Source organism: Pseudonocardia halophobica (assembly GCF_027922425.1).
Taxonomy (GTDB): Bacteria; Actinomycetota; Actinomycetes; order Mycobacteriales; family Pseudonocardiaceae; genus Pseudonocardia; species Pseudonocardia halophobica.
In genome coordinates, this window is sequence record NZ_BSFQ01000026.1 from 13,222 (window position 1) to 37,494 (window position 24,273).

The 24,273-nt window shown below is 73.8% G+C and carries 20 protein-coding genes and 1 pseudogene; 14 read left to right on the plus strand and 7 right to left on the minus strand.

From position 1 onward, the window contains the following. Nucleotides 1–69: 69 nt before the first annotated feature. From PKE99_RS25050 to PKE99_RS25070, 5 genes and pseudogenes are all read right to left on the minus strand, one after another. Nucleotides 70–1,356 carry an arginine deiminase gene (locus PKE99_RS25050; RefSeq protein WP_051736471.1) on the minus strand — a complete coding sequence of 429 codons (1,287 nt, stop codon included), beginning with the start codon at nt 1,354–1,356 and terminating at the stop codon, nt 70–72. Nucleotides 1,357–1,613: 257 nt separating this feature from the next. Continuing rightward, nucleotides 1,614–2,918: an MFS transporter gene (locus PKE99_RS25055; RefSeq protein WP_037038582.1), complete on the minus strand. Its 1,305-nt coding sequence runs from the start codon at nt 2,916–2,918 to the stop codon at nt 1,614–1,616. Between the two features lie 108 nt (nt 2,919–3,026). Then, nucleotides 3,027–3,772: pseudogene (locus PKE99_RS25060) on the minus strand (SDR family oxidoreductase). 13 nt (nt 3,773–3,785) lie between these two features. Then, on the minus strand, nt 3,786–4,010 hold the full coding sequence (locus PKE99_RS25065) for a ferredoxin (RefSeq protein WP_037038580.1): 225 nt from the start codon (nt 4,008–4,010) through the stop codon (nt 3,786–3,788). Continuing rightward, nucleotides 4,007–5,230: a cytochrome P450 gene (locus tag PKE99_RS25070; RefSeq protein ID WP_037038579.1), complete on the minus strand. Its 1,224-nt coding sequence runs from the start codon at nt 5,228–5,230 to the stop codon at nt 4,007–4,009. Before PKE99_RS25070 ends, PKE99_RS25065 begins: the two co-directional genes overlap by 4 nt. 296 nt (nt 5,231–5,526) lie before the next feature. On the opposite strand from PKE99_RS25070, the gene PKE99_RS25075 reads away from it, so the two are divergent. The 11 genes from PKE99_RS25075 (at nt 5,527) to PKE99_RS25125 (ending at nt 15,617) form a co-directional block, all read left to right on the plus strand. Then, nucleotides 5,527–6,744, plus strand: coding sequence for a cytochrome P450 (locus PKE99_RS25075; protein WP_037038576.1), 1,218 nt, complete (start codon nt 5,527–5,529; stop codon nt 6,742–6,744). Beyond that, nucleotides 6,741–7,124 carry a nuclear transport factor 2 family protein gene (locus PKE99_RS25080; RefSeq protein ID WP_037038573.1) on the plus strand — a complete coding sequence of 128 codons (384 nt, stop codon included), beginning with the start codon at nt 6,741–6,743 and terminating at the stop codon, nt 7,122–7,124. Before PKE99_RS25075 ends, PKE99_RS25080 begins: the two co-directional genes overlap by 4 nt. Continuing rightward, complete coding sequence (locus tag PKE99_RS25085) at nt 7,121–8,098, plus strand: LLM class flavin-dependent oxidoreductase (RefSeq protein WP_051736470.1); 978 nt, start codon at nt 7,121–7,123, stop codon at nt 8,096–8,098. The genes PKE99_RS25080 and PKE99_RS25085 overlap by 4 nt, the downstream gene beginning before the upstream one ends. Then, a complete protein-coding gene (locus tag PKE99_RS25090; RefSeq protein WP_037038571.1) occupies nt 8,095–8,550 on the plus strand; it encodes a nuclear transport factor 2 family protein in 456 nt (151 codons plus the stop codon). Before PKE99_RS25085 ends, PKE99_RS25090 begins: the two co-directional genes overlap by 4 nt. 227 nt (nt 8,551–8,777) lie before the next feature. After that, nucleotides 8,778–11,093, plus strand: a complete 2,316-nt coding sequence (locus PKE99_RS25095; protein ID WP_037038569.1) for a xanthine dehydrogenase family protein molybdopterin-binding subunit — start codon at nt 8,778–8,780, stop codon at nt 11,091–11,093. A gap of 1 nt (nt 11,094) precedes the next feature. Beyond that, the gene (locus PKE99_RS25100; RefSeq protein WP_081923597.1) at nt 11,095–11,670 is read left to right on the plus strand and encodes a (2Fe-2S)-binding protein; all 576 of its coding nucleotides are present in this window, start codon (nt 11,095–11,097) and stop codon (nt 11,668–11,670) included. A 25-nt stretch (nt 11,671–11,695) separates the two neighbouring features. Continuing rightward, nucleotides 11,696–12,538: an SDR family NAD(P)-dependent oxidoreductase gene (locus tag PKE99_RS25105; RefSeq protein WP_037038567.1), complete on the plus strand. Its 843-nt coding sequence runs from the start codon at nt 11,696–11,698 to the stop codon at nt 12,536–12,538. Nucleotides 12,539–12,566: 28 nt separating this feature from the next. Then, nucleotides 12,567–13,847: a cytochrome P450 gene (locus tag PKE99_RS25110; protein WP_051736469.1), complete on the plus strand. Its 1,281-nt coding sequence runs from the start codon at nt 12,567–12,569 to the stop codon at nt 13,845–13,847. Then, nucleotides 13,844–14,368 (plus strand): nuclear transport factor 2 family protein, encoded by a 525-nt coding sequence (locus PKE99_RS25115; protein ID WP_037038565.1) that lies wholly within the window; start codon nt 13,844–13,846, stop codon nt 14,366–14,368. The genes PKE99_RS25110 and PKE99_RS25115 overlap by 4 nt, the downstream gene beginning before the upstream one ends. A 57-nt stretch (nt 14,369–14,425) precedes the next feature. Then, on the plus strand, nt 14,426–14,857 hold the full coding sequence (locus PKE99_RS25120; protein ID WP_051736468.1) for a hypothetical protein: 432 nt from the start codon (nt 14,426–14,428) through the stop codon (nt 14,855–14,857). Nucleotides 14,858–14,942: 85 nt separating this feature from the next. Further along, entirely contained in the window at nt 14,943–15,617 is a 675-nt protein-coding gene (locus PKE99_RS25125; RefSeq protein WP_037038564.1) for a DUF6766 family protein, read from the plus strand. Nucleotides 15,618–15,631: 14 nt separating this feature from the next. Here the strand turns inward: PKE99_RS25125 and PKE99_RS25130 are convergent, their stop codons facing one another. After that, on the minus strand, nt 15,632–17,344 hold the full coding sequence (locus PKE99_RS25130; RefSeq protein WP_037038563.1) for a helix-turn-helix domain-containing protein: 1,713 nt from the start codon (nt 17,342–17,344) through the stop codon (nt 15,632–15,634). Nucleotides 17,345–17,643: 299 nt separating this feature from the next. Next, the gene (locus tag PKE99_RS25135) at nt 17,644–18,843 is read right to left on the minus strand and encodes a cytochrome P450 (protein WP_081923596.1); all 1,200 of its coding nucleotides are present in this window, start codon (nt 18,841–18,843) and stop codon (nt 17,644–17,646) included. A gap of 130 nt (nt 18,844–18,973) precedes the next feature. On the opposite strand from PKE99_RS25135, the gene PKE99_RS25140 reads away from it, so the two are divergent. The 3 genes from PKE99_RS25140 (at nt 18,974) to PKE99_RS25150 (ending at nt 24,268) form a co-directional block, all read left to right on the plus strand. Then, nucleotides 18,974–20,083 (plus strand): Rv3169 family protein, encoded by a 1,110-nt coding sequence (locus tag PKE99_RS25140; RefSeq protein ID WP_037038560.1) that lies wholly within the window; start codon nt 18,974–18,976, stop codon nt 20,081–20,083. After that, on the plus strand, nt 20,080–21,141 hold the full coding sequence (locus PKE99_RS25145) for an aminoglycoside phosphotransferase family protein (RefSeq protein WP_037038558.1): 1,062 nt from the start codon (nt 20,080–20,082) through the stop codon (nt 21,139–21,141). The genes PKE99_RS25140 and PKE99_RS25145 overlap by 4 nt, the downstream gene beginning before the upstream one ends. Nucleotides 21,142–21,502: 361 nt before the next feature. Continuing rightward, a complete protein-coding gene (locus PKE99_RS25150) occupies nt 21,503–24,268 on the plus strand; it encodes a peroxidase family protein (protein WP_037038556.1) in 2,766 nt (921 codons plus the stop codon). Nucleotides 24,269–24,273: the final 5 nt, after the last annotated feature.

Genomic DNA, 24,273 nt, shown 5'->3' on the forward strand with positions numbered 1-24,273 from the left:
TCTCGATCGTGGAGCCGGCGACTCCGTCCAGCGCGCCCGGCCGATGCCGACGCACGGTGTGCGGGTCGATCAGAAGTCGACGGGGTCGCGGATGATCGGGCAGGTCATGCAGTGCCCGCCACCACGGCCGCGGCCCAGTTCCGCGCCGACGATCGTGATCACCTCGACGCCCGCCTTGCGCAGGATCGTGTTGGTGTGGGTGTTGCGGTCGTAGGCGAACACGACCCCGGGAGCCACGGCGACCAGGTTGTTGCCGCTGTCCCACTGCTGGCGCTCGTTGGCGTAGGCGTTCCCGCCGTTCTCCAACACCCGGAGCTCGGACAGGCCCAGCGCGTCGGCGACGACCTCGGGGAAGGATCGCTTCTCCTCGGTGATCTCGACCGGTTCCTTGTCGCCGGGTCGGAGGCTGAACGTGTGGATACCGTCGACGATCTCGCGGTAGGCCGTGGCGAGGTCCCGGTCGGCGAAGGTGAACACCGTGTCCAGGTGCATCGCCGCCCGCAGCTTGGGCATGCCCGCGACGATCACGCGAGTGGCCGCGCCGTTCTCGAACAGCGCCGCGGCGAACTGCGTGACGGCCTGCCGGGACGTGCGCTCACTCATGCCGATGGCGACCGCCCCGTTGCCGATCGGCATGACGTCGCCGCCCTCCATGGTGGCCAGGCCCCACTCGCGCTCGGGGTCGCCCCACCAGACCGGGGAGCCGGCGAAGTCCGGGTGGAAGGTGTAGATCGCCTTGTAGAGCAGGGTCTCGTCGTGCCGGGCGGGCCAGAACAGCGGATTGAGGGTGACCCCGCCGTAGACCCAGCAGGTGGTGTCGCGGGTGAACAGCGTGTTGGGCAGCGGTGGCATCAGGTACTCGCGTACGCCGGTCGACTCCCGGGCGAGGGCGAGGTACGCGGGACGGAAGTCCTCGGGCAGATCCGTCGTGGCCAGCCCCCCGATGAGGAACTCCGCCAGCCGCCGGTCGGGCAGCCCCTCGAGGAACTCCCGGGTGGCGTCGACCAGGCCCAGTCCGACCTCGTTGGCGACGATCTTGCGGTCCAGCAGCCACGTCCTGGCCTCGGGTACGGCCATCGTCTCGGTCAGCAGGTTGTGCAGCTCGACGACCTCGACCCCGCGGTCGCGCATCTTGTTGACGAAGTCGAAGTGGTCGCGGCGGGCGTTGTCCACCCAGATGACGTCGTCGAAGAGCAGGTCGTCGCAGTTGCGGGGGGTCAGCCGGGAATGCGCGAGACCCGGGGCGCAGACCAGCACCTTGCGCAGCACGCCCACCTCGGAGTGCACCCCGTAGGACGCCGAGGTGACGGGCGTCGACGCACTCGTTGTCGCGGGCTCCTCGCTCACTCCGGGCATGCCATCAGCTCCATGGTCGCTGCGTCCTCGACAGCGCGCGTACGCACCGCCGCCGTGCTCCGCTCCTGGGCCGATCCGGCCATCAGGCAAGCAGAGATCCCCGGTCGGCGCTCCCGCCGACCTTCCGCCCGACCGAACACAGTAGAGCCATCGGCCTGCATCAGGCCATATCCGAGCCGAAAGACGCTCCGCCCGGATCCACCGACGACCGGCGCTCCGGCCGGCCGCCGAGGGTCGGAGACACGCTCCGGTCGGTCCTAGTCCGTGCGCAGCGGGCGGCCGGCGGTCTCCCGGACCGCCAGCACCGCCGGCAGCGAGACCAGGGCCAGGACCATCACGTAGACCGCGCCGACCATGGTGCTGCCCGTGACCCCGCCCAGCCACGTCAGCAGGTACGGGGCCGATCCGCCGAACAGCGCCACGGACAGGTTGTAGGTGATGCCGTGGCCGGTCACGCGCACCTTCGTCGGGAACATCTCGGTGAGCGTCGAGTTGGTGACGGCCGCGTAGCCGCCCGCGAGGAAGCCGAACACCACGAGCCCGACCGTGATGAGCCCGAACGAGCCGGACGTGATCAGCAGGAACGCCGGCCAGGACAGCACGAGCAGCCCGACGCCGCTGATCAGCAGCACCGGCCGCCGCCCGACGCGGTCCGACCACCAGGACCCGAGCACCTCGGCGAGCAGGCACGCGGCCAGCGCGATCACGGACGGCGCGAAGGCCTGGAACCCGGTGAGCTGCAGGCTCTTCGACGCGAAGCTCGGCAGATAGCCGACGATCATGTAGAACGACGCCGCGTTCACCGCGATCAGCAGGAAGGACTTCACCAGCAGCCGGACGTTCTCGCGGCCGCTCAGCGCGGCCCCGATCGGGTTGGCCTCGCGCGCCCGCTCCTCCTTCAGCGCGAGGAAGTGCGGCGTCTCGTCGAGCCGGCGCCGGATGTAGAGCCCGATGACGCCCATCGGCAGCGCCACGAGCAGCGGCAGCCGCCAGCCCCAGGCCTGCATCTGCTCGGTGGACAGGACCAGCAGCAGGATCCCCGGGAACAGGCTGCCCAGCAGGGTGCCGACGACCGAGCCGACCGAGATCAGCCCGACGTACAGGCCGCGGCGGTGCAGCGGCGAGTGCTCGGCGATGAAGGACACCGCCCCGGAGATCTCGCCGCCCGCCGAGACGCCCTGCAGGAACCGCAGCGCGATCAGGAGGATGGGGGCCGCGACGCCGATCGACGCGTACCCCGGCAGCACCCCCATCAGCGTGGTCGCGACGGACATGAGCAGGACGGTGAGCGCGAGCGTGCGCTTGCGGCCGATCCGGTCGCCGAGCGCGCCCCACACGAACCCGCCGAGGGGCCGGGCGAAGAAGGCCACGGCGAACACGGCGAGCGAGGACAGCAGCCCCGTGGCCGGGTCGGCCGCCGGGAAGAACACCGCGGCGAGGGTGGTGGCGAGGACCGCGTAGGCGGAGAACTCGTAGAACTCCACGAACGAGCCCACGGTGCCGCCGAGGACCGTCCTCCGGACGGCGCGGGTCGTGGTCGGGTCGGGAACGGTGGCGGTCACGGGTGCTCCGGGGACGTCGTCGTCGGCGGGGGCGGGGGCACCCGCCGCACACGACGTTAGATACCTGACGACTACTCCGTCAACGGTCGCCGGCCACGCTCCCGGTGTTCAGAGCAACGCCTGGTACGCCCCGCCGTCGAGCGGCACCGCGGCCCCCGTGAGGTAGCCCGCGTGCACCGAGCAGAGGAAGGCGACGACGGCACCGAGCTCGGCCGGCTGCCCCAGCCGCCCGGCCGGGACCGTGGTCAGAGCCTGGTCCAGCGCCGGGGAGTCACCTTCGCCGTAGAGGCTGCGCACACGCGCGGTCTCGTGCAGGCCGGGCAGGACGGAGTTGACCGTGACGCCGTCCGCCGCGATCTCGCGGGCCAGCGTGCGCAGGAAGCCGGTGGCCCCGGCCGGGCGGCGTTCGACGGGGCGAGGTTCGGGTAGGGCTGCCGCACCGCGAGCGAGGTGATCGCGACGATCCGGCCCCAGCCCTGCGCGCGCATGCCGGGCACAGCGGCCTGGCACATCGCGATCACGGCGAGCAGGCTGCGGTCCACACCGGCGCGGTAGTCGGCCAGCGAGGCCGACAGCGCCGTGCCCGGCGCAGGCCCGGGACCGTTGACCACCAGGATGTCCGGCTCACCCGCTCGCCGGACGAACTCCTCCGCTCCCTCCGGCCCGGAGAGGTCGGCGACCAGCCACTCCGTCCCGCCGCCCAGCGCCCGCGCGGCGGCTTCGGCCCGTCCGGCGTCCGACCCGCAGAGGGTGACCCGGGCGCCCTCGGCCACCAGCGCGGCCGCGCTCGCGTAGCCGAGCCCGGCGGTCCCGGCGGCGACGGCCGCGCGCTTCCCCTCGATGCCCAGATCCATCAGCAGAGCTCCATCAGAAGATGTCGATCTCCTCGCCGGTGTCGGTGTCGTGCACCGTCAGCGCCCCCGACGGACAGGCGCGGGCGAGGTCGAGCGCCCGCGCGTCGCCCGGTTCGGGGGCGCCGGCCACCGGCGTGGCGATCTCCTCGTCGTCGAAGCGGAAGAGGTCGGGGGCGTCGGCCACGCACTTCCCCGAGCTCATGCACACGTCGCGGTCGACGTCGATCCGGTAGCTCATGCGCCTTCCCCCAGCAGGACGGGATAGGTGCCCCAGTAGGGCCGTGCGGTGGCGGTGTCGCGCTGCGGCGGATGACCGGGGTCGCGGCGCACCCCGGCCCGGAACATCCGCTGCACCGCGCCGGTGACCAGGCCGAACAGGTGCTCGTCCGGGTCCGTGCCCGGCCGCGCCACCACGCCCGCGGCCAGGTCCTGCCCGATGCAGACGTGCATGCCCGCGGCGAAGCTCAGCCCGAAGGGCGCCACGCCGGGCGGCGGGGTGCGGTGCGGGCGGAACTCGGCGGCGTCGGGACCGAAGAGCTCCGGGTCCCGGTTGAGCGCCTGCAGGTCGATGACGACCGTGGCGCCCTCCGGGATCTCGACGCCGGAGCGCAGGGTCACGGGCGCGAGCGCGCGCCGCATGCCGGTCGGGCTGGACGGGTTGAGCCGCACGGTCTCGTGCACCGCGCGCTGCACGAACAACGCGTCGGTCCGCGCCGCCCCGGCGTCCTCGGGATGCTCCTCGAGCCAGCCGAGGAGATGGTCGATGGTCCGCACGAAGGCGGTCGCGCTGGTGTGCGCGCCGGCGAGCAGGTAGAACGCGACCTCGCGGCGGATGACCTCCCACGGCAGGTCGAGCTCGTCCGCGTGCCGCAGCAGGGTGGTCAGGACGTCCCGCGGGACGTCGACCTCCTCGCCGGCGGCCTCGCGCGCCAGCAGGTCGCGGCGCCGGGCGGCGGAGGGGGCGAGGAACTCGGCGTCCCAGTCCTCCAGTGCCTGCGCGACGGCCGTGCGCAGGGCCTCCCGGTCCCCGGTCGCGTGGACCATCGTGGCGCCCTCGATGAAGCGGGCGTTGTAGTCGTAGAGCCGCCCGGTCTCCTCGGTGGTGCCCAGCGGCCGGTCGATCCCCGCGGTGAGCGCGGCCAGGTTGAGCATCAGCTCGTGCCCGAGGTGCACGAGGTCGACGCCGCCCGCGGCCTCGTACCGGGCCAGGGTCTCGTCGGTGACCCGCGGGAACAGCTCGCGCTCGTAGCGCTCGAACACCTCCCGGCGGAACATCCGGTTCTCCACGCGGCGCCGGTCGCGGTGCTCCTGCCCGTGCAGGTTGACCAGCACCCCGGACATGACGACCTCGCCGGCGTCGTACAGCGCCTGCCGGAGGTCCTTGCTGCGGTAGGCGTCGTGCGCGTCGGCGAAGGTGCTGAGGACGATCGGTGCGGTCTCGCGGGCGGTGGTGCTCACGCTTCCTCCTCGATGGCGGGGACGGTGGCCGTGCCCGCGGGCCCGGTGCCGAGCACCACGACGTCCGCCTCGACGCGGACGGGTCTGCGTACGGGTCCGGCCACGGTGCCGCCTTTCACGAGGTCCCCGGGGGCTGTCCGACCCTGACGTGTGCTCCGGACGGCGTCAAGACCCTAACGACGCCACGACCCGCGTCGCTCCCTCCCCGGCCCGCCGAGCTGCACGGGCTCCCCCAGGACCGCGTACCGGTGCTAGCGTCGTTAGGACCATCACGCCGAGGTGAACCGGGAACGCCGATGCAGACGATCACCCTCGCCGGCTACGCGGACGTCCGCGAGGCCTACCGCCAGCACGATCTCGAGCAGGCCCTGTACGACGCGGGCGGCGTGGTGATGGCGGACAGCCTCCTCGTGCTGCACGGCGCGGACCACCGCAGGCGCCGCCGGGTGGAGAACCGGCTGTTCCGCCGCGGCACGTTCCGGTACTGGGAGCGGGCCTTCCTGCGGGACGTCGTCACGGACACCCTGGCCCCGTTCGCCGCCGCGGGCCGCGCCGACCTGCTGGAGCTCGGCTACCGCACGATCATGAACCTCACCGCGATGGTGGCCGGGCTGGACAGGCCCACCGGCAGCGTCGAGGAGGTCGACGCCGCGGTCGACGCGCTGTACCGCTTCGCGAAGAAGTTCTCCGAGGGCGCCACGATCGTCCACACCACCCGCGATCCCGGAAAGGTGCGGGCCGAGGTGGCCGCGGCGTTGGAGGAGTTCGACGCGCTCTTCCTCCAGCCGTCGATCGCGCGCCGGGAGGCCCTGCTCACCCGGTTCGCCGCCGGGGAGATCACCGAGGAGGACCTGCCCCGGGACGTGCTCACCGCGCTGCTGCGCAACTGGGACGAGCTGGGGATCGACCGGGATGTCCTGCGCCGCGAGTGCGCCTTCTACCTGCAGGCGGGCTCGCACTCGACCGCCGACGCGTTCACGCACGCCGCGGACGACTTCTTCGCGTGGGCGAAGCGGGAGCCGGCCGCGGCGGACAAGGCCCGGCACGACCCGGCGCTGCTGCAGCGCTGCGTGTACGAGACGCTGCGGCTGCACCCCGCCAGTCCCGTCGCCCAGCGCCGGGCGCTCGCCCCGATCAGCCTGCGGGGCGGGACCGAGATCCCGGAGGGCTCGTTCGTGGTCCTCGACATCGCGGCGGCCAACCGGGACCCGAAGGTCTTCGACCGGCCCGAGGTCTACGACCCGCTGCGCGAGGTGCCCGCGGACGTGCCGCGGTGGGGCCACGCCTTCGGTGGCGGCATGCACGCCTGCATCGGTACCGAGCTGGCCGGCGGTGTGCCCGCGCCCGAGGGGCACCCGGTGAGCGAGTCCGAGCGGGTGCTCGGCACCGTCACCCTCATGCTGGAGGCGCTGCTCGCGGCGGGCGGGCGGCCGGATCCGGACGCCGCCCCGCAGCGCGACCCGCACTCGGCGCGCGACCACTTCGCGTCGTACCCGGTGGTCTTCGAGGGATGAGCGCGCGGGCGGTCGTCGAGAGGTTCCTCGCCGCGGTGGGGGCGGGCGACGCCGCGGCGGCCGCGGCCTGCTTCGCCCCGGACGCCACCTACGCGAACATGCCCCATCCACCGGTGCGCGGGCCGGAGGGGGTGCGGCGGCTGCTCGCCCCGATCCTCGACCGGTCCGAGTACGTGGAGTGGGAGATCGTCACGGCGAGCTACGCTGAGCACCGGGCCTGGCTGGAGCGGGTGGACCGGTTCCGGATCGACGGCCGCGAGTACGCCATCGAGTGCAACGGCGTGGTGGAGGTCGACCCGGCCACCGGGCTCATCGCGGCCTTCCGGGACTACGTGGACCTGCAGGTCTGGTGGGAGCGGCTCGGGGACGTGCTGGGATGACGCTGCAGGTCGGCGTCGGGCTGTGGACCGGGCAGGGCGCCGACGCCCGACGGAGCTACGGCGAGGTCGCCGAGCTCGCGGTGGCGGCCGAGCGGGCCGGCTTCGACTCCTTCTGGGTCACCGAGCACCACGGCCTGCCCGACGGCTACCTCCCCTCCCCGCTCACGGTGCTGGCCGCGCTCGCGCCCGTGACCAGCCGGATCTCCCTCGGCACCGGCGTGGTCCTCGCCCCGCTGCACCATCCGCTGCGCCTCGCCGAGGACGCCGCCGTGGTCGACCTGCTCAGCGGCGGGCGGCTCGTCCTCGGGCTGGGCATCGGGTACGCCGCCCACGAGTACCGGGCGTTCGGCGTGGACCCGGCGACCCGCGGCGCGCGGCTGGAGGCCCTGGTCGGCGCGCTGCGGCAGGCGTGGACCGGCGAGCCGTTCTCCTGCCCCGTCCTCGGGCTGGACGACGTCCGCGTCACCCCGGCGCCGGGGCGTCGGATCCCGATCTGGCTCGGCGGGTACGCGGCCGTCGCCGTGGACCGGGCGGGCCGGATCACCGACGGGCACCTCGTCGGGCGGGGCGAGCCGGCCATCGTGGACGCCGCGTCGGCGCAGCTCGGGAGCCCGCGCCCCGGGTTCACCCGGGCCGTCACCGTGGCCTGTGTGCTCGACGCCCCGGGCGGTGGCGCCGGCTCGGCCCGCGCGGCCTTCGCCGTCCAGCAACGGGCCTACGAGGCGATCCAGGCCGGGCGCACGGTGTACTCCCGCTCGGTCGCCGTCGGGGCGGACGTGGACGCGTACGTGCAGGTCAGTGGCGACGCCGACGCCGTCGTGGCCGGTCTGCGCGGCGTGCTCGCGGCACTGGGCGGCTGGCCGGACGTGCACCTCGTCCTGCGGCTGCTGTTCCCCGAGCCGCTGGAGGTGCAGCGGGAGCGGCTTGCGACGTTCGGCAGGGAGATCCTGCCCCGGCTCCGGGAGGGCACGTGAGGTTCGAGGACCGGGCCGCCATCGCCGACGTGATGGCCCTGTACTGCGAGCGGGTCGACGAGTACGACATCGACGCCGTCGCCGCGCTCTTCACCCCGGACTGCGTGACGGACTACGGGCCCGGCCGCGGCGGCCTGGTCACCGGGCGGGACGCGGTCCGGGACCGGATCGCCGCGGGTCAGGCGCAGTTCCGGCGCACCCACCACCAGCTCGGCCAGAGCCGGGTCACCTTCGACCCGGCCGACCCGGACCGCGCCACCGCCGTCACCTACGTGACCGCGAGCCACGAGGAGTGGGAGGGCCGGCAGTGGCGCGCCCACCTGCGCTACGTCGACGTCGTCGCCCGCACCCCAGCCGGCTGGCGGTTGGCCGAGCGCCGGGTGCACGCCGCGGTGATAGAGAACCGGCCGGAGATCGACTGGGTGTGGGTGCCGCGGCGGGAGCCGGCGTGAGACCTCGACGAGCCGAAGCGGCGTTAGGCTCCTGACGACCACAAGGGAGTCGCAAGGGCGCAGTTGTCGGTCAGGGCGCGGCATCCGGAATCGGGGCACGTGCCGATCCCCTTGCGACGGCCGGGTACCGACGTTAGGTTCCTAGCGTCGGTCGGCAGTGACCGGGGGCACATGCTCCCGGCCACCCACCACACGGCCGGTAGGTACAGGACGAGGAGGTCCGGATCATGGGCTCGATGGTCGGCGCGGCGGTGGTCCGCAAGGAGGACCCGGCCCTGCTCACCGGGCGTGGCACGTACGTCGACGACGTCCGGCTCCCCGGCACGGTGCACATGGCCTACGTGCGCTCCTACCTCGCACACGCCCGCATCCTGTCGGTCGACACCAGCGAGGCGGCGGCCATGCCCGGCGTGCTCGGCGTGTGGACGAACGCCGACCTGGAGGGCCTGCCGCCGAACCGGTCCGTGCCCGGCATGGAGCGGCCGTGCCTGGCGAAGGACCGGGTGCACTTCGTCGGGGAGTGCGTCGCGGTCGTCGTCGCGACGGACCGGTACCTCGCCGCCGACGCCGCCGAGGCGGTCCTCGTGGAGTACGAGGAGCTGCCGGTGATGGCGTCGATCGCCGCCGCGACCGCCGAGGACGCCGTGCCGATCATCGAGGGCACGGCCTCCAACGTGGTGCTGGAGCAGGTCCTCTCGGCCACGGACGCCGAGGAGGAGCTCGCCGCCGCCCCGCACCGGCTCGCGATCCACCTGCGCAACCAGCGCTGCGCCGCGGTGCCGATGGAGCCGACGGTGTGCCTGTCGGACTGGCAGAGCTCCGGCCTCACGATCTACGCCACCACCCAGACCCCGCACCACATGCGCAACGAGATGGCGCAGATGTTCGGGCTCTCGCAGCAGGAGGTCCGGGTCGTCGCGCCGGACGTCGGCGGCGGCTTCGGCGCCAAGGCCTCCTGCTACCCCGAGTTCATCCTCACCGCGGAGCTGTCGCGGCGGCTGCGGCGCCCGGTCAAGTACGTCGAGACCCGCAGCGAGAACCTCACCTCGATGGTCCACGGCCGGGCCCAGGAGCACGACGTCGAGGTCGGCTTCGACGACGAGGGCCGGCTGCTCGCCCTGCGCGTGCGGATCACCCAGGACTGCGGCGGCTGGCCCGACGCCACCGGCATCGGGCTGCCCACGCTCACCTCGTTCATGTCCGGCGGTTGCTACAAGATCCCGGTGATCGCGCCGAGCTTCCGCTCGGTCGTCACCAACACCACCCCGGTCGGCTCGTACCGCGGCGCCGGCCGGCCCGAGGCGTCGTTCATGATCGAGCGGGTGGTCGACCACGTCGCCGCCGAGCTCGGCCTCGATCCGCTGGACGTGCGGCGGCGCAACTTCGTCCAGCCCGGCGAGATGCCGTTCGCCACCCAGTTCGAGGGCATCGTCTACGACGAGGCGGACTTCCCCGGCGCGCTCGACAAGGTCCTCGAGCACGTCGACTACCCGCAGCTGCGCAAGGAGCAGGCCACCCGGCGGGACGACCCGTCGGCGTCGCTGCTCGGCATCGGGTTCTCCACGTTCGTCGAGATGGGCGGCTTCGGCCCCACCCCGCTGTTCGAGCAGTTCGGCTACGTCGGCGGCTGGGAGTCGGCCAATGTCCGGCTCAACGTCGACGGGTCCGCCGTGATCAAGGTCGGCACGAGCCCGCACGGGCAGGGCCACCAGACCGCCTTCGCGCAGATCGTCGCGGACGAGCTGCAGATCGACTTCGACCGGATCACCCTGATCCACGGCGACACCGCCACCGTGCAGGAGGGCATCGGCACGATGGGCAGCCGCGGCGTGCCCGTCGGCGGCTCCGCGGTGATGAAGGCCGCGATCAAGGTGCGGGACAAGGCGGCGCGGATCGCCGCGCACATGCTCGAGGCGGACGAGTCCGACGTCGAGCTGGTCGACGGCGAGTTCCGGGTCAAGGGCGCACCGGGCAAGTCCGTGGGCATGGGCGAGGTCGCGGTGCGGGCGTTCAAGCCCCACCTGCTGCCCGACGGCTTCGACCTCGGCCTCGACGAGACGGCCTTCCACGAGCCGCAGAACCTCTCCTACCCGTCCGGCGCCCACTGCTGCGTGGTCGAGGTCGACCGCGACACCGGCAAGGTGCGGATCGCCCGGTACGTCGCCGTCGACGACTGCGGCACGGTGATCAACCCGCTGATGGCCAAGGGGCAGATCCACGGCGGCGTCGCGCAGGGCATCGCCCAGGCGCTGCTCGAGGAGGTCTCCTACGGGCCGGACGGCCAGCCGCTGGCCGGCACCCTGGTCGACTACACGCTGCCCAGCGCCGTCGACCTCCCCCACTACGAGACCGACCACCTGGTCACGAGGACCAGCTTCAACCCGCTCGGCGCGAAGGGGCTCGGCGAGTCGGGGGCGACCGCCGCGCCGCAGGCCGTGGTCAACGCGGTGGTCGACGCGCTGTCCCACCTCGGCGTCCGGGACGTCGAGATGCCGTGCACCCCCCAGAAGGTCTGGCGGGTCCTCCAGCAGAACGGAAGCTGAGATGTCCCACCACAAGGTCCGGATCACGGTCAACGGCACCGCGGGCGAGGACGAGATCGAGTCCCGCCTCCTGCTGGTCCACTACCTGCGCGACACCCGCGGGCTCACCGGCACCCACGTCGGCTGCGACACCTCCAACTGCGGCGCCTGCACCGTGATGCTCGACGGGAGGACGGTGAAGTCCTGCACCGTGCTGGCGGTGGCCGCCGACGGAGCGGACGTCCTCACCGTCGAGGGCCTCGCCGGCGACGGCCGGCTGTCCCCGGTGCAGGAGGGCTTCCGGCAGTGCCACGGCCTGCAGTGCGGCTACTGCACCCCCGGCATGGTCATGGCGGCGACCGGGCTGCTGCTGGAGAACGAGGCGCCCGACGACACGGAGATCCGCGAGGGCATCGAGGGCAACCTCTGCCGCTGCACCGGCTACGACATGATCGTCGACTCCGTCCGCTGGGCGGCGGCGAACGGCGGCGCGGGCGAGGCCGCTTCGCGGCACGTCCACGGCGGCGGCGCCCTCACCCCCGACGAGGCCGGACCCGCACCGTCGGGCTCGCAGCCCGCCCCGGTCGTCACCCCCTGACGCCCCATCACCTGAGGAGGACCCCATGGCCGCAGTGCTGCGCGGGCTCGAGGGCAAGAACGTGCTGATCACCGGGGCGGCGAAGGGGCAGGGCTTCAGCCACGCCAAGGCCTTCGCCGACGCCGGCGCCGACATCGCCGCCCTCGACATCACCGAGCCGATCACCGACATCTACCCGCTCGCCACGGCGCAGATGCTCGACGACACCGTGCGGGCCATCGAGGAGAAGGACCGGCGGATCATCCCGCTGCCCTGCGACATCCGCGACGAGTCCCAGGTCGAGGCCGCCGTCGCGAAGGCATTGGACTTCTTCGACGGGCGCATCGACATCCTCGTCAACAACGCGGGCGTCGCAGCCTTGGACACCATCCAGGGCATGCGCTCGCACGTGCTGGACGCGGTGATCGACACCATCGTCAAGGGGCACATGTACGTCGCGAAGTACGTGGTGCCGAACATGATCGGCCGCCGCTCCGGGAAGATCGTCAACATCTCCTCCGGGGTGACCGGTTCGGGACACGCGCAGCTGTCGCACTACGTGGCCGCCAAGCACGCGATCCAGGGCCTGACCTCGGCCTGGGCCTTCGAGCTGGCCGAGTTCGACATCAACGTGAACTGCATCGCGCCCGCGACGATCCGGCCGGGCGAGGGCCAGGGCTCCGGCATGGTGCTGGGGCTGGCCGGCGAGGTCGACATGACCCCGGACGCCGCCTACGAGATGTTCTCCGCCGCCGGCAACATGCCCGGGCCCAAGTGGCGCACCGAGATGCAGAACATCACCGACGCCGTGCTCTTCCTGGCGTCGGACAACGCCGACCAGATCACCGGCCACATCCTGCGCGTCGACGCGGGGCAGGGCGCCAAGTAGAACCCATCACCGCAGTCGGGGGACGCGCATGACCACCACGGAGAACCGACCGACCAAGCCCGTCTTCGACCAGGACCAGGAGGCGATGCGCTGCCCGTACCCGCACTACGCGGAGCTGCGGCGCACCGCCCCGGTCTTCCACGACCCGGAGTACGACATCTACGTCGTGACCCGGCACGCGGACATCGAGAGGGTCAACACCCAGCCGCGGCTGTTCTCGAGCCAGAACCCGATGGGCCCCACGGTGTCCGGCGCGATCGCGGCGATCACCCGGGCGATGACGGACGTGACGCCGGAGTTCGCCGAGCGGGTCCGGGTGGTCATGAGCCGCGGCGACGTCCTGTTCACCCAGGACCCGCCGCACCACAGCCGGCACCGGCGGATCCTCAACAAGGCGCTCACCCCGCGGTCCGTGGCGCGCATCGAGCCGCAGATCCGGCAGATGTGCCACGCCCTCGTCGACCGGTTCGCCGGCGACGGGCAGGTCGACCTCGTCCCCGCCTTCTGCTCCCCCGCCCCGATCCACGCGTTGGCGACCCTGCTGGGTGTGCCGGTGGAGAACTCCGGGGACTTCCGGCGCTGGGCGGACGCGATCAACTCCACGATCGGCACCTCCATGACGGACGAGGAGCTGCTCGGCACGCTGGAGACGCAGATCGAGTTCTGGACGTTTTTCGAGAACGAGGTCGAGGACCGCCGGCTGAACCCGAAGGACGACCTGATCACCGCGGTGGTCCAGGCCCGCAACGAGGGCGACGCCCCGCTCACGCCCAACGAGATGGTCCGGTTCTTCAGCCAGCTCATCGGCGCCGGTGCGGACACCACGACCAAGCTGATCTCGTCGTTCATGATGATGCTCTGCGAGGACCCCGCGCTGATGACCCGGGTGCGGGAGCACCCCGAGGACCTGCCGCGGTGCCTGGAGGAGGGCCTGCGGCTGGAGTCGCCGGTGCAGGGCCTGTTCCGGGTCGCGACGGCCGACACCGAGCTCGGCGGGGTCCCGATCCCGGCCGGCGCGCACGTCTGGGTCGTCTACGCCTCGGGCAACCGGGACTCCGAGGTCTTCGACCGCCCGGACGAGTACGACGCCGACCGGGAGAAGCTCCGCTCACACCAGGCGTTCGGGCACGGGCCGCACTCCTGCATCGGGGCGCCGCTGGCCCGCGCGGTGGCCCGGATCGGGTTCGAGGTGCTCCTCGAGCGGCTCGACGACATCGCGCTCGCCGAGCCCGGGTTCGTCCCGCGCTACGACCCCAGCTACGTGATGCACGGGATGCAGTCGCTGCCGCTCACCTTCCGGGCCCGATGAGCCCCGACCCCGCCTCCGACCTCGCCGCCGAGCTCGCGGCCCTGCGGCGGAGGGTCGAGGTCCTGGAGTCGCATGACGCGATCCGGCGGCTGCGCAACAGCTTCCACGACTTCGTCAACACGGACCGGTGGGCGGAGATCGGCGGGCTGTTCACCGAGGACGCCGAGCTCGACTACGACTACCTCGGCCGAGCCTCGGGCCGCGCGGCCGTCGGGGAGTTCTTCGCCGCGATCCCGCGGCTGCTCCCCGCCGACGCGGGGGCGCCGTTCGTGCGGCAGTTCGTGCACGGGCACTCGGTCGAGGTGGACGGGGCCGCCGGGAACACGGCCACCGGCACCAGCCACCTGTTCGCCACCCCGATCTACCACGGCACGAGCTTCCTGTTCTCCGGGCGCTTCGCCGACACCTACGCCCGCGTCGACGGAGAGTGGCTCTTCGCCTCGGTCACGCTGGAGATCTGGTACTCGGTGCCGCTCGCCGAGGGGTGGGCGACCGGGGAGCGGCACCGCATGTCGTTGTAGGTCCCGGCCGCTCGGCGACTTCCTGTTTGGACTGCGCGCCCGCGGATACACCCGGCCATGGAGTCTCGCTCGCCGGCGGGTGCCGGGCGGGTCGGTCACCGGGCCGCGGCGGCGGTGCCGGCCCTGCTCGTGGCTCCGCTCCTGCTGATGGGGTGCGGCACGGTGTCCTCGGGCGCGGAGACCGTCGCCCGCGATTTCGTCGGCGCCGCGGCGGCGGGCGACGTCCGGACCGAGTGCGGCCTGCTGGCGCCCGCGACGCGGGACACGCTGGAGCACCAGCGCGGCGGCCCGTGCGAGACGGCACTGGCCCGTGTCGCGCTGCCGGGCGGCACGGTCGTCGGCGCCGAGGAGTGGGCCGACCGGGCGCAGGTCCGGACGACCGCGGACAGCCTCTTCCTCACCCGGACGTCCGGGGGCTGGCGCGTCGCCGCCGCCGGCTGCGTGCCGCGCGGCGAGGCGCCCTACATCTGCACCCTGGAGGGACCATGAGCGGCACCCGGGCACTCTTCCTGACCTACCTGCTGATCATCGGTCTCGGACTGGCCTGGTTCACGGCCACGGGGGTGCTCCACCGATGAGGCGCTTCCTCCGGGAGAACGCGCTGAGCCTCGCGTTCGGCCTCGGCTTCCTGCTCGTGCTCTGCGGGCAGGCCGTCGCCGGCCACGCGGACTACACCCAGCAGCAGCTGACCTCGGGCGGCGAGGACCCCGGCTTCTGGACGTACGTGACGTCGTCGAGCTTCGGGGTGGACGTCGCCGAGAACTGGCAGTCCGAGTACCTGCAGTTCTTCCTCTACACGATCGCGACGGTGTGGCTGCTGCAGCGCGGCTCGCCGGAGTCGAAGCCGCTCGGGGAGGCGGGCCGCGAGTCCGACCAGGAGCAGGCCGTGGGCCGGTACGCCCGGGACGACTCGCCGCCGGCGGCCGCGGCGGGTGGCCTGCGCACCAGGGTGTACTCGCGCTCGCTGGGCCTGGTCGTCGGGCTCGTGTTCCTGGCCTCGTGGACCGCGCAGACCGTCGCGGGGTGGGCCGCGTTCAACGCCGAGCAGCTCGCGGACCGCCAGGACAGCGTGTCCTGGGCCGGTTACCTGGCCGAGCCGGACTTCTGGAACCGCACGCTGCAGAACTGGCAGTCCGAGCTGCTCGCCGTCGGGTCGTTCGCCGTGCTGGCGGTCTTCCTGCGCGAGCGCGGGTCACCGGAGTCGAAACCGGTGGGCGCGCCGCACGACGCCACCGCCGACACCGGCTGAGCGGTCCCGCTCCCTCACACGACCCCGTGGAGCAGGTGCCAGGCCCGCGCGGCCACGTGCAGGTTGAGCCGCGTGTCCACGGCACCCAGGTCGAGCCCGCTGATCTCCCTGATCCGCCGGAGCCGGTAGCGCAGCGTGCTGCGGTGGATCAGGAGCGCGCGGGCGGTGGCGTCGTAGTTGCCGCCCTGCTCGAGGTACTGCCACACGGTGCGGACCAGCTCGGCGCCGTTCGTCGAGTCGTAGTCGAGGAGGGGACCGAGCCACTCCCGGACGTACCCGCGGACCTCGCCGTCGTCGCCGTCGACGGTGAGGACGCGGTAGATGCCGAGGTCCTCGTACCGGGTCACCCCGCTGGGCCGGCCGGAGCCGAGGCGCACGGTGAGCGCCCGCTGCGCCTCCAGGAAGGAGCGGGCGAGTCCGGCCGGGTCGCGGCAGACCGCGCCGACGCCGATCGCGCCCGCGCCGCTGCCGGCGCCGGCGGGCAGCCGGTCGGTCACGGCCCGGTGCAGCTCCTCCCACGGGCAGCGCCCGTTCGGCTCCTCGGGCTCGGGCGCCACCAGGACGAGGCCGTCCGGACGCCGGGTGAGCAGGGCCGTCCCGCCGAGGGCGGCCCGGGTGGCCTGCTCCACGGCGCCGACCAGGCCCTCCTGCGCCGGCCAGCGCAGCACCAGCACCCGGTGCGGGCCGGTGAGGTCGTGCCCGAGCGCTTCGGCCCGGGCCCGGGCGCCGGCGTCGTCGGTGCCGGCGAGCAGGTCGTCGACGAGGTCGCGGCGCAGCCGCAGCTCGGTCTCGACCAGGTTCCGCTGGTGGCTGAGCTCGACGGTCAGCATGAGGGCGCCGTGCTGCAGGACGAAGGCCTCGTACTCCCCCGCGTCGCAGCCGGGGTCGACGAGCGCGAGCACGCCCAGCACCTCGTCGCGCGGCCGGGCCACGGCCACCAGACGGTCGCGGTCGCGCACCGGGGCGGGGCTGCGGCAGGCCGCGTCGAGCAGGGCGGCGCGCCGCCGCCGCTCGGCCCGGCAGGGCTGCTCGGGACGCCCCGGCCCGGCCCAGGCCCGCAGCCCGCCGACGGCGTCCTCGACGGCCACGGGCAGGCCGGTCAGCCGATGGACCTCGGCCGCGATGCCCGCCTCCCCCGACTCCGCGGCGACCGCGGCGGCCAGCCGCTCCTGGGCGTCCCGCCGCCGCCGCAGGTCGGTGACGGCGGCGGTGAGCCCGGCGTTCGCCTCCGCCAACGACGCGTTGGCCCGGCGCATCTCCCGGGCCGCGGCGTGCTCGCGGCCGCGCAGCCGGGCGGTGCCGAGCGCCAGGTTCGTCTGCTGCACGAGCATCCGCAGCACGTCGAGGTGCTCCCGGGGCGGCATGTCGTCGCACGCGACCACGAGGTGCCCCTCGTGGGCGTCGAGGGCGCGCAACGCGAACGCCCTGGCCCAGCCGGTACCCGCCTGAGCGGCGACGTCGCCGTCGGCGTCGCCGAGCTCGGCCAGGCGCGCCGCCAGGTCCGGCCGGTCGACGCGGTGCCCGTCCGGGGAGCGGGCACCCCCGCGGCCCTCGTCGAGCAGCGTGGCGACCGGGCTGCAGGAGGTCAGCGCGGCAACCGCGGCCATGGCGCGGTCGACGATCTCGTCCTCGTCGAGCAGCTCCGTCAGGGCCGAGGAGAGGGCGACCAGCCGCCGCAGGTTCGCGTTCTCCCGGCGCAACGCCCGGTCGCTACGGCAGCACGGCATCACGCGCCTCCTCACCACGGCAGCGGGTTCGCCTACCCCCGGGCGGGCGGATCATGCGCGGGTCGCGGGCCCTGATCCCGCACCGTCCCGCCGGGCCCAGGCCCCGCCCGCGGTTTGGCGTCGCGGGGCCGGTGCCCCGCCGGGCCCGCCGGGGCGACCCTTGTCGTGTTGCGGCCGCTCCCCGGCCGCCGGCCCCCGGTAGGAGGTGGTGTCCGTCGAGATGCTCGCCAGGCAGCCAGGTAGGCGCCGGTCGGTCGAGACGCCCTTCGACCGGCCGGCGCCTCTGCGTGCGGGCGGCGTCAGCCCGAGAGGAACCGCACCGGCATCCGGCGGGGCCCGGTGATGAAGGTCGAGCGCTGCCACTCCACGGGACCCGTCGGCTCGAGCCCGGGCAGCGCGAGGATCTCGCGGAGCATCGCGTCGATCTCCATCCGGCCGACGTGTGCGCCGAGGCAGAAGTGCGGACCGCCGCCGAACGCGAGGTGGTCGTTGGGGGTGCGGCGCAGGTCCAGCCGCTCCGGGTCGGGGAACCGGGCCGGGTCCCGGTTGGCGGCCCCGTAGTACAGGACGACCTTGTCGCCGGCCGCGATCTCCCGCCCGCCGAGCACGGTGTCGCGGGTGGCCCGCCGGCGCATGTGGACGACCGGGCTCACCCAGCGCAGCAGCTCCTCGACGCCGGTGGGCAGCAGCCCGTCGGGGTCGGCGCGCAGCTCGGCGAGCTGGTCGGGGTGCGCGAACAGCGCCTCCATCCCGCCCGCCACGAGGTTGCGGGTGGTGTCCCCGCCCGCGTCGATCAGCAGCAGGAAGTACAGGGCGAAGTCCAGCTCGTCGAGCGGGCGGTCCCCGGCCGAGGCGTGCACGATCCGGCTCGCCAGGTCGTCCCCGGGGTGCGCGCGCTTGCGCTCCCACAACGCGTGGGCGTGCGCGAACATCTGCTCGACGGCCTCGGCACCGGTCGGGCCGGCCCGCTCCTCGTCCGGGCTCGCGTGGATCGCCTCGGTGAGGTCGTAGAGCGCGACGCCCTCGGCGTGCGGGATGTCCAGCAGCTCGGCGATCACGTACGACGGCATCAGCCCGGCGAGGTCGGTGACCAGGTCGCACTCGCCGCGCCCCTCGACCGCGCCGACGATCTCCCGGGCGAGCTCGCGGATCCGGGGCCGCAGCAGGCGGGCGGCCCGCGGCACGAAGTCCCGTGCGGCGATCCGCCGCAGCCGGGTGTGGTCGGCGCCGTCGGCCATCAGCATCATCTTGTGCACGCCGTCGCCCGGCTCGAGCGGGTCCGCGATCATGATCGTCGGCTCGGAGGAGAACGCCTCGGCGTCCCGGCCCACCGCCCGGACGTCGGCGTGCCGGGTCAGCGCCCAGAAGCCCGGACCGTCCGGCTCGGCGTGGCGGTGGACCGGGTCGTGCTCGCGCAGCCAGCGGTACTGCCCGTGCGGGTGGCCGCCGGCGAACGCGGCGGGATCGAGCAGGTCCACGAGGGGTGACGTCGTCGGCACGTGATCGACGGTATCCGGCCGGGCGCGCCGGGAGAAGGCTCTTTGATGCAGGTGTTTGACCGCGCCGCGCCCGGCTCGTAGCGTCCGGGTCGGGCACGCCGCGACGGGGCGGCGTGGGAAGGCGGTCCGCGTGATCACGACGTTCGACGACTACCCGCTCCACCAGACGGCCGAGCCGGTCGCGGTCCCCGGCACGGGCGACCGGAACTACTACGACCGGTACTTCTTCAACGGCTACGACCCCGACGGCGGCTTCTTCTTCGCCCTCGCGCTCGGCCTCTACCCGAACCGGCGGGTGGTCGACGCGTCGTTCAGCGTGCTCCACGACGGGGTGCAGCGCTCGGTGCACTCGTCGGCGCGCGCCCCGCTCGACCGGGCCGCGGCGACGGCGGTCGGACCGATCACGGTCGAGGTGGTCGAGCCCCTGCGTGTGCTGCGGGTGCGCGTCGACGCCCCCGACCAGGCGCTCGCCGCCGACCTCGAGTTCCGGGCCCGCACGCCCGCCGTCGAGGAGCCGCGGATCATCCGGCACACCGGGGTGACCCCGACGATGGACTACACCCGGCTGACCCAGTGGGGCACGTGGGAGGGCCGGTACCGCAGCGGTGACGCCGAGCTGACCTGCACCGGCGCGCCCGGGACGCGCGACCGGTCGTGGGGCGTACGGGCGGTCGGCGAGCCGGCCGGCGGGGCGCCGCCGACCGAGCCGCCGCAGTTCTTCTGGGTATGGGCGCCGCTGCACTTCGACGACCACTGCACCCACCTCGCGCTGGTCGACGACGCCGAGGGCCGGCACGTCTACGAGAGCGCCTGCGTGGTGCCGCTGCTGCCCGGGGCCGACGAGTCGACCCCGCTCGAGCACGCCCGGACCGCCGACGTCGAGATCGAGTGGGAGCCCGGCGCCCGGCTCGCCCGGGCCGCGACGCTGCGGACCGCGGGCTGGGACGGCAAGGAGCGGACCACCCGCGTCACCCCGCTGCTCACCTTCCGGATGCGCGGCATCGGCTACTTCCACCCCGCCTGGGCCCACGGCGTGTGGCACGGCGAGCAGGAGACCGGCGGCTCCGAGTGGCGCACCGCCGACCTCGACCCGGCCGCGCCGGAGAACGTGCACGTCCAGCAGCTGGTCCGGGTGGAGAGCGACGGCCGCAGCGGGATCGGGGTGTTCGAGCACCTCGCCATCGGGCCGCACCGGCCGTCGGGCTTCACCGGCACCTTCGACGCGCCGGCCGCGCGGTGAGCACCGCGGAGCTGCCCGCCCCCGTCGCCGATCCCGCGGCCGTCACGCCCGAGTGGCTGACGGGCGCGCTCGGCGGCCCGGCCGGGGTCACCACCGTGCGGGCGGAACGGATCGGGACCGGCCTGGTCGGGCAGAGCGTCCGGTTCCATCTCACCTGGGACACGCCCGGCGCCGGACCGGCGACGGTCGTCGGGAAGTTCCCGTCGCCCGACCCGAAGAGCCGCGAGCGCGGCCGCGCCGGCGGGGAGTACCGGCGCGAGGTGCGCTTCTACCAGCGCCTCGCCGCGGGCGCCGGGCTGCGGCTGCCGGCCTGCCGGCTCGCCTCGTACGACGAGGCGACCGGCGACTTCACGCTGCTGCTCGACGACCTGGCCCCGGCGCGGCAGGGCGACCAGCTCACCGGCTGCACACCGGACGAGGCGGCCGCGGTGCTGGCCGAGGCGGCCCGGCTGCACGCGGCGTACTGGGCCGACCCGCGGCTCGACGCCGAGGACTGGCTGCGCCGCCCCCACCCCGAGCGGGAGGCGACGGGTGCGCTGCTCACCCGGTTGTGGCCCGGCTTCCAGGCCGAGTACGGCCCGGACCTGCCGGCGGGCGGCGCGGAGCTCGGTGCCCGCTTCGTCGAGGCCCTGCCGGCCTGGGCCGAACGGGACACCGCCCCGCGCTGCCTCGCCCACGGGGACCTGCGCGTCGACAACGTCCTGTTCGGCGCCGGGAGGCCGGTGGTCGTCGACTGGCAGACGGTGGGGCAGGCGAGTGCGGCCAGCGACGTGGCCTACCTGCTCGGCGCGAGCCTCACCGTCGCCGACCGGCGCGCCCACGAGGACGCCCTGCTGGCCGGCTACCACCGCGCGCTCAACGCCCACGGGGTGCGGGACTACCCGCTCGCACGGCTGCGCGAGGACCACCGCCGGGCCACCCTCTGCGGCGTCGGCATGACGATCGGGGCGTCGATGCTCGTCGGCGTGGACGACCGCGGCCGGCGGATGTTCGCGACGATGGCCGAGCGGCACCTCACCCACGCCCTGGACCTGGGGGCGGAGGAGTTCCTGGGCTGACCGGGGCAGAGCAGGCCGGGCGCCGAGCTCCGCTCGGGAGGGGGCGCCCGACGGGCACGGCACGACACGTCCGACCGGCGTAGGCAGATGTACGTACGGTCATCGCCCGTCGCCGGGGCTAGCGTTGTGCGCCGGGCCACCTGCGGCGGCTCGACGGATCCCGAAACCATGCGCACGCGCTGCACCGGCGATGACGGGCCGACGACCCACGCCCGAGCGGGTCACCTCGTCGGTCCGTGCGCCGCGGTCGCGGCGGCCGCCCCACCGCGGTGCTCCGGAAGCTCGACGTCACCGACCGGTATCAGGCGAAAACGGGTTCGCCTCCCACCGGGAGACGGGCTCCGACCGGAAGGACCGCGACATGGACGTCACGAGAACGAGCCGGTACGAACGGTACGACGGTGGCTCCCCGGCGGCCGAGATCCCGATCTTCGAGGCGATGGCCCGGGAGATCATGCGGGTCCAGGAGCGGAACAGGCGGCGGGCCGGCCTCCGGTCGGTCCGCCGGGCCTTCCACGCCCGCCCGCTGCTGGGTGTCGAGGACGCCCGCCTGGAGGTCGGGCCGGCTCTCGGCCCCGACCTCCGGCAGGGCTGCTTCGTCCCGGGCGCCACGCTGCCGGTCACGGTGCGGCTCTCCGCCGCGAGCGGGATGCCGCGCCCCGACACCGAACCGGATCTGTACGGCCTGGCCGTACGGGTGCACGCGGACGGGGTGAGCCACGACCTGCTCATGACCAACTTCGAGGTCTCGCCGGCGGCGAACGCGCGCGAGTTCGTGGCGATGGCCGTCGCGACGGCCGGCCGGACCTCGCGGGCCGGGAGGCTCGTCGGGCTCCTCACGAGGCTGCCGCTGCGGGTCGGGCCGCGGGCGACGCTGCGCATCGTGCGGAACCTCGCGAGATCGGCCAGAACGGTGGACAGCCTCGCGGAGGAGACGTACTGGTCGCGCGGGGCAATCCTCTGGGGCACCGCCGGCCCGGTCCGGTACCGGCTCCGACCGCTCGTCACCCCCGCTGCGGCGAAGGTCGACGGTGCGAGCCGGCTGCGAGGAGACCTCGCCCGGCGGCTGAGCGCCGGCGAGGTGGTGTTCGCGTTCGAGGTGCAGCGGTTCGTCTCGGAGCGACGGACCCCGGTCGAGGACACGGCGAAGCGCTGGGACGCACCGTGGGAACCGGTCGCCCGGCTCGTGCTGCCGCAGCGGGAGTGCGCGAGCGCGGAGTCGGTGCTCGCCGAGCACCGCGTCGAACGTCTCGCCTTCAACCCGTGGAACACCACGGACGACTTCCGGCCCCTCGGGAACCTCAACCGGGCTCGCCGGGCGGCGTACGAGGCGAGCAGCGCCTGTCGCTCGGCGGAGCGGTACCCCGAGGACGAGCCCCGCAGGCAGGCCCTCGCCGCCGCGGCGGCGGGCACGGTGTTCCGCGTGGTGGACCGGGTCCGTCCGTGGCACGCGCTTCCGACGCCGCTCGCGCTGCTGAACCTCTCCCTCATGCGGCGGCGGCTGCGGCAGCACAACCTGATCGATCCGGCGCGGCCGGACTCGGTGGAGGTGCGGTCGCCGGCGACCCCGTCCGCGGAGGCCCGTACGGGGCGGACCTACACCGGGCGGGACAACGACCTGTCCGAGCCCGCGATGGGTTCGGTGGGCACGGTGTTCGGCCGGAACATGGCGAACGGGCCGACGGTGCTCGGATCGCCCGACCCGATCTCGGTGGCCGACCGGCTGATGACGCGCGGACGCTTCATCCCCGCACCGTCGCTGAACGTCCTCGCCGCCGCGTGGATCCAGTTCCAGGTCCACGACTGGGTCAACCACCGGCGCAGGCCCCTCGCGGACGACCCGATCAGGCTTCCCCTCCCTCCCGGCCGGCCGTGGCGGAACCGCCCCGGTGACGGCCCGCCCGATCGCGAGATGCTGATCGCCCGGGACGCGGACGCCGGGATCAACGCGACCTCGCACTGGTGGGACGGCTCGGAGGTCTACGGCGCGGACGAGGAGCGCGCCCGCGAGCTGCGGGAGGACAAGGGCCGGGGTGCGCGCCTGGTCCTCGACGGGGGTCACCTGCCGCTCGATCGCGGCCTCCCGCTGACCGGCTTCTCGGACAGTTGGTGGCTCGGGCTCAGCATCGTGCAGACGCTCTTCGCCCGTGAGCACAACGCCGTGTGCGATGCGCTCGAACAGGAGTACCCCGGCCTCGGGCCCGAGCGCACGTACCAGACCGCCCGCCTGGTGGTGTCCGCACTCATCGCGAAGATCCACACCGTGGAGTGGACCCCGGCCATCCTCGCGACCGAGGTGATCGACCAGGCGCTGAACGTGAACTGGCGGGGCGCGCAGAGCCATCTGCTCACCCGGTTCGGACTGCGGCTGCTCGATCCCCGTGCGGTCCACGGCATCCCCGGCTCGTCGCCCGGGCACGACGGGGTGCCGTTCGCGCTCACGGAGGAGTTCGTCACCGTCTACCGCATGCATCCCCTCATCCCGGACGACTACGTGTTCCTCGACCACGCGTCCGGCCGGGAGCGGGAACGTGCGGAGTTCCTGGACATCCACGGGCTCGGCGCCGAGAAGATGCACCGCCGGATCGGGCTGCCGGACGCGGTGTTCTCCTTCGGCAAGGCGAGCCCGGGGGCGGTCTCCCTGCACAACTTCCCGAACGCGCTGCGGGCGTTCGAGCGGGACGGGGAGATGGTGGATCTCGCGGTGGTCGACATCCTCCGCACCCGGACCCGCGGGGTTCCCCGGTACAACGAGTTCCGCGCCGCCCTGCACATGCCTCCGGTGCGCAGCTTCGCCGAGCTGACGGACGACCCGTCGACCCGGGCCACGCTCGCCGAGCTGTACGGCGAGGTGGACCGGGTGGACACCGTCGTCGGGCTGCTGGCCGAGCAGCCCCCGGCCGGCTTCGGCTTCAGCGACACGGCGTTCCGCATCTTCCTCCTCATGGCGTCCCGACGGCTCCAGAGCGACCGGTTCCTCACGGTGGACTACCGGCCGGAGATCTACACCGAGCTCGGCCTGGACTGGGTGGAGCGGGGCGGCATGGCGGACGTGATCCGGCGGCACTGCCCGGAGCTGTCCGGCACCGTGCCGGAGGGAAGGTCGGTGTTCGCCCCGTGGTCGTGAGCACG

What these genes read in the sequence shown, in the direction of transcription:
- PKE99_RS25065 (WP_037038580.1), bottom strand. Translation starts at nt 4,010, where the DNA reads ATGAGCTACCGGATCGACGTCGACCGCGACGTGTGCATGAGCTCGGGG.
- PKE99_RS25110 (WP_051736469.1), top strand. Translation starts at nt 12,567, where the DNA reads ATGACCACCACGGAGAACCGACCGACCAAGCCCGTCTTCGACCAGGAC.
- PKE99_RS25115 (WP_037038565.1), top strand. Translation starts at nt 13,844, where the DNA reads ATGAGCCCCGACCCCGCCTCCGACCTCGCCGCCGAGCTCGCGGCCCTG.
- PKE99_RS25095 (WP_037038569.1), top strand. Translation starts at nt 8,778, where the DNA reads ATGGGCTCGATGGTCGGCGCGGCGGTGGTCCGCAAGGAGGACCCGGCC.
- PKE99_RS25050 (WP_051736471.1), bottom strand. Translation starts at nt 1,356, where the DNA reads ATGCCCGGAGTGAGCGAGGAGCCCGCGACAACGAGTGCGTCGACGCCC.
- PKE99_RS25100 (WP_081923597.1), top strand. Translation starts at nt 11,095, where the DNA reads ATGTCCCACCACAAGGTCCGGATCACGGTCAACGGCACCGCGGGCGAG.
- PKE99_RS25085 (WP_051736470.1), top strand. Translation starts at nt 7,121, where the DNA reads ATGACGCTGCAGGTCGGCGTCGGGCTGTGGACCGGGCAGGGCGCCGAC.
- PKE99_RS25150 (WP_037038556.1), top strand. Translation starts at nt 21,503, where the DNA reads ATGGACGTCACGAGAACGAGCCGGTACGAACGGTACGACGGTGGCTCC.
- PKE99_RS25075 (WP_037038576.1), top strand. Translation starts at nt 5,527, where the DNA reads ATGCAGACGATCACCCTCGCCGGCTACGCGGACGTCCGCGAGGCCTAC.
- PKE99_RS25125 (WP_037038564.1), top strand. Translation starts at nt 14,943, where the DNA reads ATGAGGCGCTTCCTCCGGGAGAACGCGCTGAGCCTCGCGTTCGGCCTC.
- PKE99_RS25105 (WP_037038567.1), top strand. Translation starts at nt 11,696, where the DNA reads ATGGCCGCAGTGCTGCGCGGGCTCGAGGGCAAGAACGTGCTGATCACC.
- PKE99_RS25120 (WP_051736468.1), top strand. Translation starts at nt 14,426, where the DNA reads ATGGAGTCTCGCTCGCCGGCGGGTGCCGGGCGGGTCGGTCACCGGGCC.
- PKE99_RS25080 (WP_037038573.1), top strand. Translation starts at nt 6,741, where the DNA reads ATGAGCGCGCGGGCGGTCGTCGAGAGGTTCCTCGCCGCGGTGGGGGCG.
- PKE99_RS25130 (WP_037038563.1), bottom strand. Translation starts at nt 17,344, where the DNA reads ATGCCGTGCTGCCGTAGCGACCGGGCGTTGCGCCGGGAGAACGCGAAC.